Annotated in this window: 14 protein-coding genes and 1 rRNA gene; 9 read left to right on the top strand and 6 right to left on the bottom strand. The window is 41.1% G+C overall.

Annotation, left to right across the window (positions count from 1 at the left end; translation table 11 throughout):
• The 3 genes from LPA49_RS21660 to rhlB all read right to left on the bottom strand — a co-directional run.
• Window positions 1–153, bottom strand: a 16S ribosomal RNA gene (locus LPA49_RS21660); the annotation flags it as partial.
• Window positions 154–693: 540 nt separating this feature from the next.
• On the bottom strand, window positions 694–2,187 hold the full coding sequence (gppA, locus tag LPA49_RS21665; protein WP_036974452.1) for a guanosine-5'-triphosphate,3'-diphosphate diphosphatase: 1,494 nt from the start codon (window positions 2,185–2,187) through the stop codon (window positions 694–696).
• A gap of 45 nt (window positions 2,188–2,232) precedes the next feature.
• Window positions 2,233–3,510 (bottom strand): ATP-dependent RNA helicase RhlB, encoded by a 1,278-nt coding sequence (gene rhlB / locus LPA49_RS21670; RefSeq protein ID WP_036974450.1) that lies wholly within the window; start codon window positions 3,508–3,510, stop codon window positions 2,233–2,235.
• Window positions 3,511–3,600: 90 nt separating this feature from the next.
• Between rhlB and trxA the strand changes: the two genes are divergently transcribed.
• The 3 genes from trxA to LPA49_RS22380 all read left to right on the top strand — a co-directional run bounded on the left by trxA (window position 3,601) and on the right by LPA49_RS22380 (window position 6,916).
• Window positions 3,601–3,927 carry a thioredoxin TrxA gene (gene trxA, locus LPA49_RS21675; protein ID WP_036974472.1) on the top strand — a complete coding sequence of 109 codons (327 nt, stop codon included), beginning with the start codon at window positions 3,601–3,603 and terminating at the stop codon, window positions 3,925–3,927.
• 181 nt (window positions 3,928–4,108) lie between these two features.
• Complete coding sequence (gene rho / locus LPA49_RS21680) at window positions 4,109–5,368, top strand: transcription termination factor Rho (RefSeq protein ID WP_036974448.1); 1,260 nt, start codon at window positions 4,109–4,111, stop codon at window positions 5,366–5,368.
• A gap of 297 nt (window positions 5,369–5,665) precedes the next feature.
• Entirely contained in the window at window positions 5,666–6,916 is a 1,251-nt protein-coding gene (locus LPA49_RS22380) for a methyl-accepting chemotaxis protein (protein ID WP_065978896.1), read from the top strand.
• Here LPA49_RS22380 and LPA49_RS21690 read toward each other — a convergent pair.
• On the bottom strand, window positions 6,889–9,723 hold the full coding sequence (locus tag LPA49_RS21690) for a tetratricopeptide repeat protein (protein ID WP_230237755.1): 2,835 nt from the start codon (window positions 9,721–9,723) through the stop codon (window positions 6,889–6,891). The two genes, LPA49_RS22380 and LPA49_RS21690, sit on opposite strands and share 28 nt — an antisense overlap.
• A gap of 160 nt (window positions 9,724–9,883) precedes the next feature.
• Here LPA49_RS21690 and LPA49_RS21695 point away from each other — a divergent pair, with 160 nt between their 5' ends.
• Window positions 9,884–10,465, top strand: coding sequence for a DNA-J related domain-containing protein (locus tag LPA49_RS21695; RefSeq protein ID WP_118843892.1), 582 nt, complete (start codon window positions 9,884–9,886; stop codon window positions 10,463–10,465).
• Between the two features lie 2 nt (window positions 10,466–10,467).
• On the opposite strand, the gene dbpA is transcribed toward LPA49_RS21695, so the two are convergent.
• The gene (gene dbpA, locus LPA49_RS21700) at window positions 10,468–11,856 is read right to left on the bottom strand and encodes an ATP-dependent RNA helicase DbpA (protein WP_036974444.1); all 1,389 of its coding nucleotides are present in this window, start codon (window positions 11,854–11,856) and stop codon (window positions 10,468–10,470) included.
• Window positions 11,857–12,037: 181 nt separating this feature from the next.
• On the opposite strand from dbpA, the gene LPA49_RS21705 reads away from it, so the two are divergent.
• Complete coding sequence (locus LPA49_RS21705) at window positions 12,038–12,994, top strand: tetratricopeptide repeat protein (protein ID WP_118843891.1); 957 nt, start codon at window positions 12,038–12,040, stop codon at window positions 12,992–12,994.
• Between the two features lie 280 nt (window positions 12,995–13,274).
• Here LPA49_RS21705 and LPA49_RS21710 read toward each other — a convergent pair whose 3' ends face one another.
• A complete protein-coding gene (locus LPA49_RS21710; RefSeq protein WP_036974469.1) occupies window positions 13,275–14,180 on the bottom strand; it encodes a DUF808 domain-containing protein in 906 nt (301 codons plus the stop codon).
• Window positions 14,181–14,335: 155 nt separating this feature from the next.
• Between LPA49_RS21710 and LPA49_RS21715 the strand changes: the two genes are divergently transcribed.
• The 4 genes from LPA49_RS21715 to LPA49_RS21730 form a co-directional block, all read left to right on the top strand.
• Complete coding sequence (locus LPA49_RS21715; protein ID WP_206770688.1) at window positions 14,336–14,620, top strand: MliC family protein; 285 nt, start codon at window positions 14,336–14,338, stop codon at window positions 14,618–14,620.
• A gap of 85 nt (window positions 14,621–14,705) precedes the next feature.
• Window positions 14,706–16,172 carry a 4-hydroxy-3-polyprenylbenzoate decarboxylase gene (gene ubiD / locus LPA49_RS21720; RefSeq protein WP_230237756.1) on the top strand — a complete coding sequence of 489 codons (1,467 nt, stop codon included), beginning with the start codon at window positions 14,706–14,708 and terminating at the stop codon, window positions 16,170–16,172.
• A gap of 87 nt (window positions 16,173–16,259) precedes the next feature.
• Entirely contained in the window at window positions 16,260–16,973 is a 714-nt protein-coding gene (fre, locus tag LPA49_RS21725; protein ID WP_036974438.1) for an NAD(P)H-flavin reductase, read from the top strand.
• 100 nt (window positions 16,974–17,073) lie between these two features.
• Window positions 17,074–17,330 (top strand): helix-turn-helix domain-containing protein (locus LPA49_RS21730; RefSeq protein WP_326847808.1); only part of this gene is annotated, 257 nt, incomplete at its 3' end.

A 17,330-nucleotide genomic window follows, 5' to 3' on the forward strand; every position in this document is an offset into this window, starting at 1 on the left:
GTTGTCCCCCACCATAAGGTACATTCCCAAGCATTACTCACCCGTCCGCCGCTCGTCAGCAGAGTAGCAAGCTACTCTCTGTTACCGCTCGACTTGCATGTGTTAGGCCTGCCGCCAGCGTTCAATCTGAGCCATGATCAAACTCTTCAATTAAAAGTTTTTTCTGTCCTTCCCATAAGGGAGCGGACATGCTCAATGAATTCTGAATTTATTTAACATCTTTCGATGTTGAATTGACTGTGCTGAAATAAGTAAACTTATTTCCGTTGGTCACTCAGTTTAAATTGAGACTCTAAATTTGTTTGTCTTACTACCTAAGTAGCTCGACTGTTAGAACTCAATCTGTACGAGTGCCCACACAGATGATTGCTTTATATTGTTAAAGAACGTTGCGATTAAAGCGTTTCACTTTAACTCGCTAGGGCTGCGTATATTACGCTTTCCTATTTTTTTGTCAATACTTAATTTTGAGAAAATTTAATTTTTCGAAACTAAGTTTTACTTAACACCCTGAGTTGCTCTTGCCTCGCTAAGCGTTGCAGTCTGCCGTCTCAGTGGGGTCGCATTATAGGGAGATCCGAATTCAGATCAACTGTTTTTTTATGTTTTTATGAAAAAAATGACTGTTCGTGCAAAATACGAACGAAACGGGTAAAAACAATACTAAAAAAGGCCCTGAAGGGCCTTTTTTAGTTATTTGATTATGAGCTTCCAACCAACTTTCGCTTGTAACTTGGACTCTAGTTGTAGCTCACTTGCCATTAGTGGGTGATATTTTAACCAATCACTATCAAATGTCAGTATAAGCGCATTTTTATCTACACTTAGACCTAGCGCTGGTAATACATCGTCTTGGCGACGCATCGATAAGATCACTGCGATCCGAATGATACGTGTTAGGCATTCAGCTAATTGCTCATTACACCCTAGATATGCAAAGCTATTTTTTGCAAGATCAGCCCGGTGCCCATTCGCTACTGCTGTAATAAGTTTATGCTCTGACTGTGAAAAGCCAGGCATGTCTGTGTTTTCTAATATATAGGCCGTATGTTTATGGTAAAGCTTATATTCGATTAGCAAACCAATCTCATGCAATTTTGCCACAGTCTTTAACAGTGCAATCGCATTACTATCCATTGATTGCCATTGGTTCATTACACTTATTGCCAGTTGTTCCGCAAGTTGCGCTACTCGGCACGCTTGTTTCTGATCAACATGGTAACGATTCATTAAACCATCAACGGTGCGTTTGCGAATATCATGATTATGTAGCTCAGGCACCATGCTATATAACACACCTTCACGCAATGCACCGCGCGCAAGCCCCATTTGCTTTATTTCTAACGATTCAAATAAAGCAATAAGAATTGCAAGTCCAGATACAAACACTAAACGACGCTCTTCACTAAGACCAGGTAATTCAAGATCAGCAATGGTGTCAAACGTGACTGACTGTTCTTTAATTGCTAACAGTTTATCTAGCGTTAGTAACTCATCCTGGTTTTGCGCAACCATAATCTCTTGAATGGCTTGAACTGTACCGGATGCACCACTGGCAATCTCCCATCCAGCAGCTTTATATTCAGGTACAATATCTTCAACAACATCTCGCGCTGCTTTAATAGCGGTATTGAAATTTTTGTTACTAAGCTTTTGATCTTTGAAATAGCGCTCAAGGAAAGTGACACACCCCATGTTGAGGCTCTTATAATGCAACGCGTCAAAACCTTTTCCAATGACAACCTCAGTGCTTGCTCCACCAATATCAATAACCAGCTGTCGACCACCACATGAAGATGTATGAGCAACCCCTTTATAGATAGTCTTTGCTTCTAACTCGCCACTTATAACATTGATTTTATGGCCAAGGATTTTCTCAGCTTTTTGTTGAAATACATCGGCATTAATAGCAAGGCGCAGTGTTGCGGTTGCAACAATGGTGATATTTTTCTTTGGTATATCTTGTAAACGTTCAGCGAACAAGGCGAGGCATTCCCAGCCTCGTTGCATGGCTTCAGTACTTAGAACATTGTTTTCATCAAGTCCTGCTGCTAGCCTTACTTTGCGTTTGACTCGGCCAATAGTTTGTAGGCCGCCAGCCATCGATTTGGCAATCAGCATATGGAAGCTGTTTGATCCTAAATCGATAACTGCATACACATTTTTTTGCGGTTGAAGTTGCCCCACCGTTCAAAAACCTCTAGTTACTACTACGTCTTAAACAACGGCCAGTTATGATGACCGTGATTTTTGGTAACTATTATTTGGTCGACGTCCGTTGTTATTACGATTACGTGGGCCTGTTGAATAGTTCCGCTTTTTCTGAATAGTAGGCTTTGTTAAATCATCAAGCAATGCACTTTTATCATAATGTGATAATGGAATGCTGTGCTCTATGTATTCTTCGATTTCGTGAAGATTATAAGCATACTGTTCGCAGGCAAAGCTGATTGCATGGCCTGATGCGCCAGCACGTCCTGTACGTCCAATTCGGTGTACATAGTCTTCACAATCATCTGGCAAATCAAAATTAAATACGTGACTTACTTCTGGAATATGTAAACCACGAGCTGCAACATCGGTCGCAACTAAAAAGTCTAAATCACCTTTGGTAAATTGCGCCAGAATTGACTGACGTTTTTTCTGGTTAACATCACCAGTCAATAACCCAACGCGATGCCCATCCGCCTTCATCCACGCATACACGTTTTCACAACTGTGTTTGGTATTTGCAAACACAATGGCTTTTTCAGGCCATTCTTCTTCAATTAAGGTTAACAACAACTTAATTTTATCATCTTGTGATGGATGAAAGAGCTCTTCCTGAATGCGCTTACCTGTTTTCACATCAGGTTCAATTTGTACATGCTCAGGATTAGTCATATGTTCAAATGCTAATTCCTGTACACGATACGATAAGGTCGCTGAAAACAATAAATTTAAACGCTCAGATGCTTCCGGCATACGTCTGAACATATAACGAATGTCTTTAATGAAGCCTAAATCAAACATGCGATCCGCTTCATCAAGCACAACAACCTCAATTTCGTTCAGGGTATAACAGCCCTGCTTATAAAGGTCGATAAGGCGTCCAGTCGTCCCAATTAAAATATCAACGCCTTTTTCTAGTTGTGCACGTTGTTTTTCATAATCTTCGCCACCATATACTAATCCTAAGTTAAGATTACAATGTGGCGCTAAAATTTTTGCATCTTTGTGTATCTGAATCGCCAGCTCCCGCGTAGGGGCCATGATCAGGGCTCTTGGATGTTTACTAGGTGCTTTGCTAGATTGTAATAACCGATGGCACGTGGCCGTTAAAAACGCCAACGTTTTGCCCGTACCTGTTTGTGCTTGACCCGCAATATCACGGCCCTCACAAATAAAAGGTAGGCATTTAGCTTGTATGGGTGTGCAATATTCAAACCCATTTTCGGTTAAACCGGCAACCACTTCCGGTGCGATAGCAAAGTCTGAAAACTTTTTATCGGTCAAATGTGTCTTAGTCATAGCGTTTAAGCATAACGTTTAAACTTGCAATAAGAAACAAGAGTGTTTAAATACGCATTAAATATTTCGCCTAACTTATCGGAGATCGCAATGAGCGAGAAAATTATTCAATTAACTGACGATAGCTTTGAAGCTGACGTACTTCAATCAGACAAACCTGTACTTGTTGATTTTTGGGCAGAATGGTGCGGACCTTGTAAGATGATCGCCCCAATTCTTGACGAAGTAGCAGGCGATTTTGATGGTCGTGTTACCGTTGCAAAACTGAATATTGACCAAAATGCAGGCACACCACCTAAATTTGGTATTCGTGGTATCCCTACACTTCTTCTTTTCAAAGATGGTCAAGTTGCAGCCACTAAAGTAGGTGCCCTTTCTAAGACTCAATTAGTTGAGTTTTTAGAAAACAACATCTAATGAAATAATAAAAAAAGGGCTTTTTGCCCTTTTTTTAGCTTTATTTTGTTTAAAGACTGGACGCCTTGCTAGTGACCTGCTAGTTTATAAAGCCAACTAATCCTTAGTTATACCAACAAACCTCACTCATGTATCAAACGACGATTTTGAGTATGACAATTGTAATAAAGAACCCACCAATATGCATTTACGCGAATTAAAAGACAAGTCTATCAAAGAGCTTGTAAACTTAGCTGAGTCCATGGGGCTCGAAAACGTAGCCCGTTTAAGAAAACAAGACATTATTTTCGCCATTCTTAAAGCACACGCAAAAAGCGGTGAGAACATTTATGGCGGCGGTGTATTAGAAATCTTACAAGATGGTTTTGGTTTCTTGAGATCATCTGAAGCATCTTACCTAGCCGGTCCTGACGATATTTATGTATCTCCGAGTCAAATCCGTCGATTCAGCATGCGTACTGGTGACTCTATTTCCGGTTTGATTCGTCCACCGAAAGATGGTGAACGTTACTTCGCTTTACTGAAAGTAAATGAAGTAAACTTCGATAAACCTGAAAACTCACGCACTAAAATCCTTTTTGAAAACCTTACTCCACTCCACGCAAATGAACGTTTACGTATGGAGCGCGGTAATGGTAGTACAGAAGACATCACAGCGCGTGTACTCGATTTAGCCTCGCCAATTGGTAAAGGTCAGCGCGCACTTATCGTTGCACCGCCGAAAGCAGGTAAAACGATGCTTCTGCAAAATATCGCCCAATCGATCAGTTATAACCAACCAGACTGTGAGCTGATGGTATTACTTATCGATGAGCGTCCTGAAGAAGTAACCGAAATGCAGCGCCTTGTAAAAGGTGAAGTGATTGCTTCAACATTCGATGAGCCTGCAAGCCGTCACGTTCAGGTTGCTGAAATGGTAATCGAGAAAGCAAAACGCCTTGTAGAGCACAAAAAAGACGTGGTTATCTTACTTGACTCAATTACACGTCTTGCTCGTGCATACAACACGGTAATTCCTTCATCGGGTAAAGTACTAACCGGTGGTGTTGATGCAAACGCATTACATAAGCCTAAGCGTTTCTTCGGTGCGGCACGTAACGTTGAAGAAGGCGGAAGCCTGACAATCATCGCGACAGCGCTTATTGATACTGGTTCGAAAATGGACGAAGTTATCTACGAAGAGTTTAAGGGCACTGGTAATATGGAATTACACTTAAATCGTAAGATTGCTGAAAGACGTGTATTCCCTGCCATTGACTTTAACCGCTCTGGTACACGTCGCGAAGAGTTGCTGACTAAACCTGATGAGCTACAAAAAATGTGGATCTTACGTAAGATCGTACATGACATGTCAGAAATTGATGCGATGGAATTTTTAATTGATAAACTGTCAATGAGCAAAACCAATGACGAGTTTTTCGATTCAATGAAACGTCAATAATCACATTTGAATATTTTAAGTAAATGCCTGTATTAAACAGGCATTTTTTTTGCCCAAAAGAAGCCCCTTTGATACCCATTCGCTGCATTCAATACTCTATTTGAAGCAAGTAATACCCCTGCCTACTCTTGTGTTATTTTGTTGTTCTAAATAAGAAATATCTATCACTGATAACAACCACTGTCACTTAGCCACGTGGGTAAGTGTTATTTCAGGTTAATATAAGTTCATAATATAAATGGAATTTCATTGAAAGCTGTTCTATAAATAATGAGATGAAATGCTTAGGAACACTCAATGACGCGCATTAAAATAGCAATCGCTCTGTTTTTAACAAGCTTACTGGGGTGTATTGCTAGTTTTGCTGTGTTTGATTTCTCTACTTCGGCTCTACTTATACTCAGTCTCTTTATCTGTGGACCGTGGGCAGTAATGATTTATAGTCTCTATTCGACAGACAAGCAGCAGCTGGACTTCTTAAATGACTTTGCGACGAATATGACCGCAGAGCAAGGTATTAACTTCTCCTTTCGTTTTGATGAAAATAACCCTAATTTACCGCAAGCATGCCATGCATTAAATGAAAGTTTAACCACAGTAGAGCACTTGCTCGGAGAGATTTATTTTTCTTCTGCGCGATTGCTCCCTATGGCGGATGCACTAAGAGACACTTATGCCTCTATGACCCAAAAAGCCACGATTCAAGATGCTCACGGTGTCGATCTCGCCATAACAATAAAGCGTACCATTGACGTATCAAGAGAGCTCGATCGAAGTTTAGAGCAAATTTATCACGCGGTTTCAAATGCCACGAATTCCGTAAAACAAACCCGTTTAGACACTGATAAGAGTCAATCAAGTTTATTAAAACTCGCCGATAATATTAATCAAACAAGCCAACAAATTGTTTTGCTCAAGCAAGATAGCGACGCAATAGGTTCTGTGATTGAGGTCATTAATAGTATTGCCGAACAAACTAACTTATTGGCTCTTAATGCCGCCATTGAAGCAGCCCGAGCAGGCGAGCAAGGAAGAGGGTTTGCAGTGGTAGCTGATGAGGTTCGAAACTTAGCTGCACGCACAAGTAAATCAACACAAGAAGTTCGAAATATGGTTGCTAAAATTCAGCATAATACTGAGCAAGCGAATCAGTTGATGCAAAAGGCATTAAAAGAAACAGAGCACACCGTTAAGCTATCTGACGAATCAACACGTGAAACAAATAAAATAGAACAAGCGATGTTAGCCATCGATGCTTTATCAGAAAGTATTCACGCACAAGTTGCACTGCAAAGCCAAATGTCTGATGAAGCACAAGCAAGTATTGACTCTATGGTTGAAATTAACTCAGATGCATTATCCAGCACGCAAATTCAAGCCGTTTCAAGTAAGGATCTCGTTAATCTCGCACATTCAATAGATAATAAGTTGTCGATGTTTAAAGTGACCTACCCTAGCATTGATTTAAAAAAGCGAGTAGACCGCTCACGATTCATCAATGACGAAGAAATAAAACAAGCTCAAGATGGTGATATTGAGCTATTTTGAGCTAAACGTGTGCAGTGCATAAGCTCGAGTAGTTGCGTTACTAAGTGATTAATTTCAAACGCTGTCTTGTTTTTTATGGCCAGCTCGAGTGCTAAAGCACTGTGTGCAATATCATCTAAGGCAAACATTTTTGCAGCCCCTCCAATTCGATGAGCATCTTGTTGTAAGCTCATTAAATCATCCGCTGAGAAATGCTGCTGAATCAAGTCCGCTTCGTAGGCAAAACTATTGATAAAGCTAGTGACAAGATCACGCGTATCGGGCATTGAATTAGCTAGTTGAGAGGTACTTTTACAATGCTTTGCAAGCTGCGTGTAAAACACTTTTTTATCGATTGGCTTAGCAAGATACCCAGTAAAACCCGCTTCTAAATAACCTTCAATTTGGTGGCTAATCGCATTCGCAGTTAATGCGTATACAGGTTGAGTAAAGCCACATTTTTGTAATAGCTTCAATGCGCTTAAACCATCAAGTACTGGCATTTGAATATCGAGTAACACCACATCTGGGAACTCTTTTAAACATTGCTCAACAGCCTGCTCACCATTTTCTGCTGTAATGACTTCTAGCCCCATAGATTCTAAATAACGGCAAATTAAGCGTCTGTTATCTGGGTGATCTTCGGCAAGTAATACTTTGCCTGACAATCCTTTAGAAGCTGAGTGTGTAATCGCTTGATTGTCATCAATATACGCCGCAGGCTCAAGTTCTTTACAGGGTAAGTAAAAAGAGAACTCACTGCCTTTATTCGCCTCGCTCTCAACACTGATGTACCCGCCCATCATCATCGCCAATTGCTGCGACAAGCTAAGTCCAAGCCCAGTACCACCAAAACGACGACTAATACTGTTATCACCCTGACTAAAGCAATCAAAAATTAGTTTCAATTGCTCAGCATTCATGCCAATGCCGGTATCTCTAATGCGAAACACAATGCCTTGCTCGACGCGCGATACATGTAACTCAACTTCTCCTTGCTGAGTAAACTTGATGGCATTCGCGCATAAGTTTATTAATATCTGTTTTACACGCGTAAAATCTAAGTAGCTGAAAAACTGCTCACCAAGTTGATTTTGAAACGCAAATTTTAATCCTTTCTCTTTCGCCTGACCGCTCAGCATACAATGCACATCTGTCAGTAATTCCACTAAGTTGCCCTCTTCTAAGTTCAACTCAAGTTTATTCGCCTCAATCTTACTAATATCAAGTACATCATTAATAAGCTCTTTTAAGTGATCACTTTGTTTTTGAATAACCGCAAGTTCTTCATTCAACTTCTCAGGCTTATAAAGACCATTCATTAAATGATCGGTTTGACCAAGAATAGCAGTCAGTGGAGTGCGGATTTCATGGCTAATATTGGCAAGAAACTGACTTTTGATATCATTTGCACTACGCAACTGCTCTGCAATTTCTTCAAGTTCTTGGGTGCGCTTAGCCACCATTAAAGAGAGTTGCTCCTTCGCCTCTTTTTCAATCTTGCGTCGGTAAAGAGTAATTCCTGTCACAACAATCATTACAAACAAAATGAACAGCATGATCGTTAGCTGGCGTTGTTTAGACATTTCGAGCTCTTGCACATGCTGATGTTGCTTAAGATCGACAATTTCTTGATTTAACTGACTGGCTTGAATTTGGCTTTGTAGTTTACCCAATGATTTTAAAAGCTGTTCATTTTTAGAAGCATTCATTTTGCGAACAAAGCTATCAAAGTATGACACTGCACTTTCAAAGTCTCCTTGACCCGCTTTTATCAATGCATGCATACCCAAACCATCGAGTACTCTGAGCTCATCTTTATACTCTTTCGCCATACTAACAGATGTGTTAAGTGTGACTTCTGCTTCAGGTAACTTCCCTTGTAACAGCTCGATTTTCGCTTGTGATAATAACCCCGCTAACTCGAGCCCCTTATTATCAATTTGCTTTGCGAATTTTATCGCTTTTTCCGTGTGATTTAAGGCCATCTCAAGATCGCCCGTTCGCAAGTACACGTTAGCAATGTTACCGTGTCGAGAGGACAGGTAGTATGCATCATTCGTTTCTTGGTAATGGCGCAAAGCACGCTGGTAGTAATGCAGTGACAGTTGATACTCGCCAAGCTCTGAGTAAGCCACTCCCATATTGCCATAAGATTGAGCGATACCATCTTCATCATTAAGCTTTTGAAAAATAGCCAGTGCTTCTCGATACATATCCAGTGCAATATCGTAGCTAGACAAACGGATATAAATACCCGCTATATTGTGCAAAATATCCGCTTTATCTTGTGCTGTTCCATATTTATCGTAAATCGTTTTCGCTTGTTTATAATAATCAAGCGCTTGATTCATATTAAACATATTGAAGTAAGCAAGACCAATATTACTCAAAAGATTAGCTTCAGAAATTGGCTGCTCCATATTTCTTGCAACACTCAAGGCTCGCATATACGCACTCACGGCTTGCTGCATTAACCCTTGATAATAATAGGTCACACCTTGCATTTTAAGAGCTTGAAAATAACGTTGTGGATGCTCTTCAAAAGAGGTTGATGTTGCAGCCAGTTGATAGTGTTCCACTGCAGCAGAGAAATTATCTTTCTCTAGTGCAAAGTCAGCTAACTGTAGATAAACCTCTAATTTTTCATCGGATGTGATATTAGGTGCGGCTAGCAGCTTTATTGAAAGTTGTTTTTTCTCATCCCATTGCTGTGATTGCGTAAACTGCTCAAACAATGAGTGAGATGAAAAACTAGGAGACGTAAAAAACAAACAGACACACGCGAGCGTTGAATAAAGCAAGCTGAGGCGCAATGTGATGTGCATATGTTTATATCCCTAAAAATCAACCAAGCGTGCATTAGCAGAACTCGCTAAAGCATCGCCAAATGCATTCCTTTAAACCTAAAACATGATCGTAGTTTCAATAACGCAGCTGTGTTAGCGTATATACTTTAAGATTACACTAAACATTGGCCTACGAACAATGGTTAACCCACTGATTGATGAGATTTTTTACCTTCTTCTACGACAGTCTACTTGGAAGGTGCATACGCTAGCCAGCGCGCTGGGAGAGACGAATTACCTTAAGCAACTCGATGAAGACCCGCAAAAAAACCTCTTTAAACGTAATTTTCTAATTATGAACGGATTGTATCAGTTACAAGCACAGCTAGCCCCGACCCAGCGATTAGAGATTGCATCGCTTCATATAGAGCTTATAGATACATGCCCTACAGACCGTCCAGAAAAAGACGATCCGCTAAGAGCATATTATTTAGATTGGCAAAACTATGACACGTCACGAGACGCCATTGATGCATTACTTGACCAATTTTGGCAGCGTTTTAGCACACACAATCGCTTCTGTCTTACTCAAGTATCAGCTGAGCAACTTTACCCGATCATACAACACTGGCAACTCCCTGCAGATTATTCATATAGAGAGCTGCAAAAACGGTGGCGACAACTCGCCTTAAAGTATCACCCTGATCGACAAGGTTCTGCTACCAAGTTCAAAAAAATACGGCAAGAATATGAGCAACTCAAGGCGAATTGCTCACATTAATTTTAGCGCGTTAATCGACGAGCTCGTATTTTACGCTTTTTAATATTACCTTCTGTTAATTTACGCAGAGCAGGCTTAACAGCAGCACGCTCAACAGCAATAAAGGCAACATTATCAAGTACATTTATTTTACCAACTTGGTGTCCCGCGACCCCTTCTTTACCCGTTAGCGCCCCTAAAATATCACCCGCACGAATTTTCTGCTTTTTACCTGCATCAATCATAAGCGTTGCCATTGTAGGCTTATAAGCTGGCTTTTCTAATAAACTAAACGGCGGAATAGGCTCTGGTTCAAAATCTTTTTCATAGTGATCACCTATTTGTGCCACTTTAAACTGCTCAGCTTCACCATAAATTGAACAGGCAATCCCTTTTTTACCTGCACGCCCGGTGCGGCCCACACGATGCACATGTGTTTGAGGGTCATGTGCTAAGTGGTAATTCACCACCATATCCATATCATTAATATCAAGCCCGCGTGCAGCAACATCCGTCGCGACCAAAATTGAAGCGCTTTTATTAGAAAAACGAATTAATGTACGTTCTCGTTCTCGTTGTTCTAAATCACCATGCAATGCGACGGCACTAAATCCTTCAGCAAAAAGGTCATCACAAATTTGCTGAGTCTCAACTTTCGTGTTGCAGAACACCACACAACTTTCTGGCTGAAACTTTAACAATAAAAGTTTTAAAGTATTAAAGCGCTGCTTGTTATTATCAAGTTTGTAAAAGTACTGTTTTATTGTGCTCTTTGCCTGCTCTTCTTCAACTTTTATAGTCTCAGGATTGCTCAATACACGCTCTGCAATTGCTGCTATTGATTTCGGATACGTCGCACTGAACAATAATGTTTGACGCTGGGCTGGAATGCATTCAACAATCGCATCTAAGGTATCTTGAAAACCCATGTCGAGCATTTGATCGGCTTCATCAAGCACTAAAGTTTCAACATCATCTAAGCGCAATGTCCCTTTACGAATATGGTCATCGACTCGCCCTGGTGTACCTACGATAATATGTGCACCATGTTCAAGCGAACCAATTTGCGGTCCAATTGATACGCCACCACACAAAGTAAGTACTTTAATATTGTGAATACTACGCGCTAACTTACGGACTTCTTCTGCAACCTGCTCAGCTAATTCACGCGTTGGGCAGAGAATTAATGATTGGATTCGAAAACGTTTAACATTTAATTTAGCCAGCACGCCTAAACTGAATGCAGCAGTCTTCCCTGAGCCAGTTTTAGCTTGGGCAATAATATCTTTTCCTTGCAAAATGACCGGCAAACTTTGCGCTTGCACTGGCGTCATTTGTGAATAACCTAAGGTCGATAAATTATCGATTAACTCTTGCGGCAAAGCCAACGATGAAAAAGCAGTAGCAGTCACAGTAACATTCCAAACTTGATAGTGGAGGGATATCCTCGAAGATTCAGAGGATCATAGCAGAGAATGGGTTTATTCTCTAAGTGAAAAGCCTTTCATACTGAAATTCATATTTGGTTACAGTTTGCATCTTTATAACTTGCTGCATTTGTTCTAGTTTGTAGTTATTACCAAGGAAGACACTATGCTACTTTTTAATACTGCTGCTGCTGATGTTTTTTACAAACAACCTAAAACATGCCCCCACTGTCAAAGCGAGCATTATTCATTAACCAATCACAGCAAGATACTGCGTTTTACTATTTTGCCAGTTATCCCACTATCAATCAGTTATCAGCGCCAGTGTGATGATTGTGGCTATATGACTCCCGTGTCTTGGTACGCACTTCCTACTTTAGAAATGCTCTCGATTATTAAGTACTTTGCCGGCGTGTTACTTTTAGGCTATTTTTTAATTCAAACTGTGCTTGGTGTTCATCAACAAACTACGAACGAAGTTAGTTATATAAATAAGCCAAAACTGTTCGACACGTATTTTGTCCACGCTGACAAATTTACCGACACCCCAAAACGGATTAATAATTTAAAAGTGGCACAACTGGTTGAATTTGATAATGACAACATGACCTTTCGTGTCGGTAATTACACCTATAAATATAATAAAGACATTGAAATTGCTATGCGCACAAGCATGTTGGTCCAAGATAATTATTTCTCAAGTAAAACCATGACCTTTCGCAAAGAACAAATACAGCAATTTTATGAAGACAACAGCATTTACAAAATCATGCGCCCTGAGCTTTATAGCTTATTCGGAGGCTTTGTAATGCACCCACCAAAGCCGAAACCCTTATATACCGGCGTAAAACTTGATAAGCACAATCAAGAAGGTATCACTTATTTTAAAGATGGGCTTTACACAGAAGCGCTAAACAGTTTTACGCTTTCTGCAGAGGGGGGTTATTCGTGGGGGCAACTTAACTTAGGGCAAATGTATCGCGATGGTCAAGGCACTCAAAAAAGTCTAGAAAAAGCGGCCTATTGGCTCAATAAAGCCACACAACAAGGCAACCTCAAAGCTAAAATTGAACTTGCTGAATTATGCCTAAGCTACGACTGCAGTAATTTAAACACAGATTAAATCCACTTTTTATAACATCCAATAAAGTAAACCAATGAATAACAAACGCATTGGTTATTTACACCAACAAGGTTATGTTATAACACACTTTAACTGATGCATAATGAAGTGTAGATAGAAAGAGCAAAATAACTCTCCTGCTTTGTTTTAGGAATTCTATGAGTGCCAGAAGACAAACACCTTTGGGTTTATATAGCTTAAAGGAACACCCTGCACATTAGCACGCTTACGTTCCCGTGCTAACTTCTTGCCGGCGAGGTTTCTCGCCGGCACTTTTTATTTAATTTCTCACTTTGTGCCACAACTCAACCACTAGCACCACCACAATCCCCGCAGCGACGCCAAGCAAACCATCGAATAAAATCGGTGTTACAACTTCCCCTGTTTTACCAAGATAAGTAAGTGCAAACTCACTCGCGCCTTGCTGAGCGTGATGTAACACAGGTATGCCGTGAACGAGTATGCCACCGCCAACCAAAAACATTGCAACTGTACCTGCGAACGCTAAAAAACGCATCAACTGAGGGGCTGCCGCGACTAAAAAGGTGCCTAATAACTGTTTAAATTTCCCGCCTGTTTGCTGGGCTTTTTGCAGCAAATACAAACCGGCATCATCAAGTTTTACAATGCCTGCAACAAGACCATAAACGCCGATAGTCATAATGATTGCAATAACCGTTAACACCAATGCTTGATTAACCAGTGTTGCACCGGCAACAGTGCCCAAGGTTATAACAATAATTTCGGCTGAGAGGATAAAGTCCGTGCGAATAGCCCCTTTCACTTTCTGTTTTTCGTATTCGTGCAAGTCTTGATGTTCGATGGCAGATTCATCTTCAGCTTTTGTGTGATCAAACAGCTTTTCAATAATTTTTTCAGCACCTTCAAAGCACAAAAATAAGCCACCTATCATTAAAAGCGGCGTAATAAGCCAAGGTAACCACACACTAATCAATAATGCGGCAGGTACCAGTATCGCTTTATTGATAAACGATCCCTTTGCAACAGCCCAGACTACGGGTAATTCTCGATCAGCCGTGACCCCAGTTACTTGTTGCGCATTGAGTGCTAGGTCGTCACCCAATACCCCTGCTGTTTTTTTAGTTGCGACTTTACTCATCGTCGCAATATCATCTAAAAGCGTTGTAATATCATCAAGTAAGGTTAATAAGTTAGTCCCAGCCATAGCGGCTCCTTGCCCATTAATTTCAATAACAACATAACTTATCCTGGTATTTTCACCAACGGTTAATTTTTCTTTGTTAAGCTTATAAATCCACACCATCTGAAGAAACACATTTCCAATGGTTTGGGTAGATTCATTAAAACAGGGGTGTTTCCATGATTAAGCCACTTACTTTAGGGCTCGCTTTAGTCACCTTGTGTGCTTGTGCCGAGCAAAGTGGGCCAAACAATTATAAGTGTGATGAAGAAATCGCGAGTATTACCGACATCAATGAAGAGCAAGCAACACTTTCATTTCAACAAGAGTCTTTTTTACTAAGCCGACAAGTCAGCGCCTCGGGTGTAAAGTACAGTAATGACACCGTACTTTTTTGGTCTAAAGGTCCTGAGGCTATGCTCATTTTGAGAGGTAAAAAATACCACTGTGCTCTCGCCCAATAAAACAGCGAATTCTCCCTGCTAAATTAGCTTAAAGATTGATTTTGAGTATAATAGCGACAGTTTTTTCAGCGTTTAAGCGACCAAAATGAAATACAAAGATCTTCGCGAATTTATCGAGTTATTAGAACAAAAGGGTGAACTAAAGCGGATCAAACAAGAGATTGATCCCTACCTAGAAATGACCGAAATTGCCGATCGCACCTTACGTGCTGAAGGCCCTGCCCTATTATTCGAAAATCCAAAAGGCCACTCAATTCCTGTACTTGCCAACTTATTCGGAACACCCAAGCGTGTTGCGATGGGTATGGGGCAAAATGATGTGAGTGAACTGCGCGAAGTCGGTAAGTTACTGGCATTTTTAAAAGAGCCAGAGCCACCAAAAGGAATTAAAGAGGCGCTAGGTCAAATCCCCGTATTTAAACAAGTGTTAAATATGCCAGCTAAGGAAGTTAAAAAAGCAGCGTGCCAACAAGTAATTCTTGAAGGCGATGACGTTGATTTAACAAAACTGCCTATTCAACACTGTTGGCCGGGTGATGCAGCACCACTTATCACATGGGGTCTGACGGTCACCAAAGGACCTTATAAAAAGCGCCAAAACCTAGGTATCTACCGTCAGCAATTATTAGGTAAGAATAAAATCATTATGCGCTGGTTATCTCACCGTGGTGGCGCGCTTGATTTCCGTGAGTGGTGCAAAGAACACCCGAACGAGCCATACCCAGTGTCGGTAGCCCTTGGCGCAGACCCTGCCACTATTCTTGGCGCGGTAACACCTGTACCAGATACACTCAGTGAATACGCATTCGCAGGCCTGTTACGCGGTAGTAAAACCGAAGTGGTTAAATCTATTTCCAATGACTTGCAAGTGCCTGCAACAGCTGAGTTTATCTTAGAAGGCTATATTATGCCGGGTGAAACAGCCCCAGAGGGCCCCTACGGTGACCATACAGGCTATTACAATGAGGTAGATGAGTTTCCTGTTATGACAGTGACGCACATCACGCATCGTGAAAATCCAATCTACCATAGTACTTATACAGGTCGTCCACCTGATGAACCCGCGGTATTAGGCGTAGCATTAAACGAAGTCTTTGTGCCTATTTTACAAAAGCAATTTCCAGAAATTGTCGACTTCTATTTGCCCCCAGAAGGCTGTTCATATCGTATGGCTGTCGTGACCATGAAAAAACAATACCCAGGCCACGCAAAACGCGTAATGATGGGTGTATGGTCATTTCTTCGCCAGTTCATGTATACAAAGTTTGTCATTGTCTGTGATGACGATGTAAATGCACGTGATTGGAATGACGTGATCTGGGCGATAACCACACGCATGGATCCTGCCCGTGATACCACACTGATTGAAAATACACCGATTGACTATTTAGACTTTGCATCACCCGTCTCTGGCCTAGGCTCAAAAATGGGAATGGATGCGACAAATAAATGGCCTGGAGAAACCGATCGGGAATGGGGTGAGCCCATTGTAATGGACCCAAAAATTAAAGGTCGTGTTGATGAAATATGGGACAGCTTAGATATTCTCTAAGCTGTGTCTGTGATAAACTGCTCAAAAATTAACGGTTGTGAGCGCACTCGCAATCGGTTATGCGTCTCTGCTTTATAAAGGTAAACTATGCAAACATTACTCGCTGACGTTGTTGCGATCAGCCCGCTTACAGACCACGTACATAAGGTCATTTTGAAACCACAGCAACCTGTGTCATTCGAGGCAGGCCAATATATGCAACTTGTATTAGGCGAAAAAGATAAGCGTGCCTTTTCAATTGCTAGTCGCCCATCGCAAACTGAGCAAATTGAATTACACATAGGCGCATCAGGTGCGGATTCATATGCAATGCAGGCACTTGAACACTTACGTCACGCTCATACAGAACAACAACAGGTTAACGTTGAAGTTGGTTTAGGTGTGTCACAACTTCGCACTGAAGGCGAACGCCCTATCATTTTATTAGCGGGCGGTACGGGCTTTTCGTATGCAAAATCGATGGCTGATCACCTAGCTGAAATAGGCTGTGATCGCCCCGTGTTGTTTTACTGGGGTGTGCGTGAAGAATCGGCTCTTTATGCCCATGACGAAATGCAAGCTTGGGCTGAGAGTAACCCTCACTTTCAATACATTCCCGTTGTGGAAAATGCCCCTGCAAGTTGGTCTGGCAAAACAGGCTTTGTTCACAAAGCGGTCATGGCTGATATAGTGTCTCTTGAGCCATACGATATATATATGGCTGGCCGTTTTGACATGATTGGCATTGTGCGTGATGACTTTATTGCACATGGTGCAATTCGTGAAAACATGTACGCAGATGCATTTGCATTTATAAAGTAAGTGCTCCTTTCTTGCTATGAAGGCACCCAGTTTACTGGGTGCCTTTTTTATTTGTTTTAATGTCTCGTCCTGAAATGTGTTTACACATTTAGGACTTATTATGACCAAGTCAAATAATACACCGATCAAACGAACACAACGAGATTATTCATTAGGCTTTAAATTACAAGTTGTCGACGCTGTAGAAAAAGGCGATATGACTTATAAACAAGCCCAAAAAATTTATGGCATACAAGGTCGCTCAACTGTGCTTACTTGGTTGAGAAAACACGGTAAGATGGATTGGACTCAATCACCTAAGATGACTATGCCTAAATCACCTAAAGCCAAAGAAAGCCCCGCACAAAAAATCAAGCG

This window comes from Pseudoalteromonas sp. MB41 (genome assembly GCF_020966275.1).
Classification (GTDB): domain Bacteria; phylum Pseudomonadota; class Gammaproteobacteria; order Enterobacterales; family Alteromonadaceae; genus Pseudoalteromonas; species Pseudoalteromonas lipolytica.

Coding starts and splice junctions, on each gene's coding strand:
- rhlB (WP_036974450.1), bottom strand. CDS start 3,510: ATGACTAAGACACATTTGACCGATAAAAAGTTTTCAGACTTTGCTATC.
- trxA (WP_036974472.1), top strand. CDS start 3,601: ATGAGCGAGAAAATTATTCAATTAACTGACGATAGCTTTGAAGCTGAC.
- rho (WP_036974448.1), top strand. CDS start 4,109: ATGCATTTACGCGAATTAAAAGACAAGTCTATCAAAGAGCTTGTAAAC.
- LPA49_RS22380 (WP_065978896.1), top strand. CDS start 5,666: ATGACGCGCATTAAAATAGCAATCGCTCTGTTTTTAACAAGCTTACTG.
- LPA49_RS21690 (WP_230237755.1), bottom strand. CDS start 9,723: ATGCACATCACATTGCGCCTCAGCTTGCTTTATTCAACGCTCGCGTGT.
- LPA49_RS21695 (WP_118843892.1), top strand. CDS start 9,884: ATGGTTAACCCACTGATTGATGAGATTTTTTACCTTCTTCTACGACAG.
- LPA49_RS21705 (WP_118843891.1), top strand. CDS start 12,038: ATGCTACTTTTTAATACTGCTGCTGCTGATGTTTTTTACAAACAACCT.
- LPA49_RS21710 (WP_036974469.1), bottom strand. CDS start 14,180: ATGGCTGGGACTAACTTATTAACCTTACTTGATGATATTACAACGCTT.
- LPA49_RS21715 (WP_206770688.1), top strand. CDS start 14,336: ATGATTAAGCCACTTACTTTAGGGCTCGCTTTAGTCACCTTGTGTGCT.
- ubiD (WP_230237756.1), top strand. CDS start 14,706: ATGAAATACAAAGATCTTCGCGAATTTATCGAGTTATTAGAACAAAAG.
- fre (WP_036974438.1), top strand. CDS start 16,260: ATGCAAACATTACTCGCTGACGTTGTTGCGATCAGCCCGCTTACAGAC.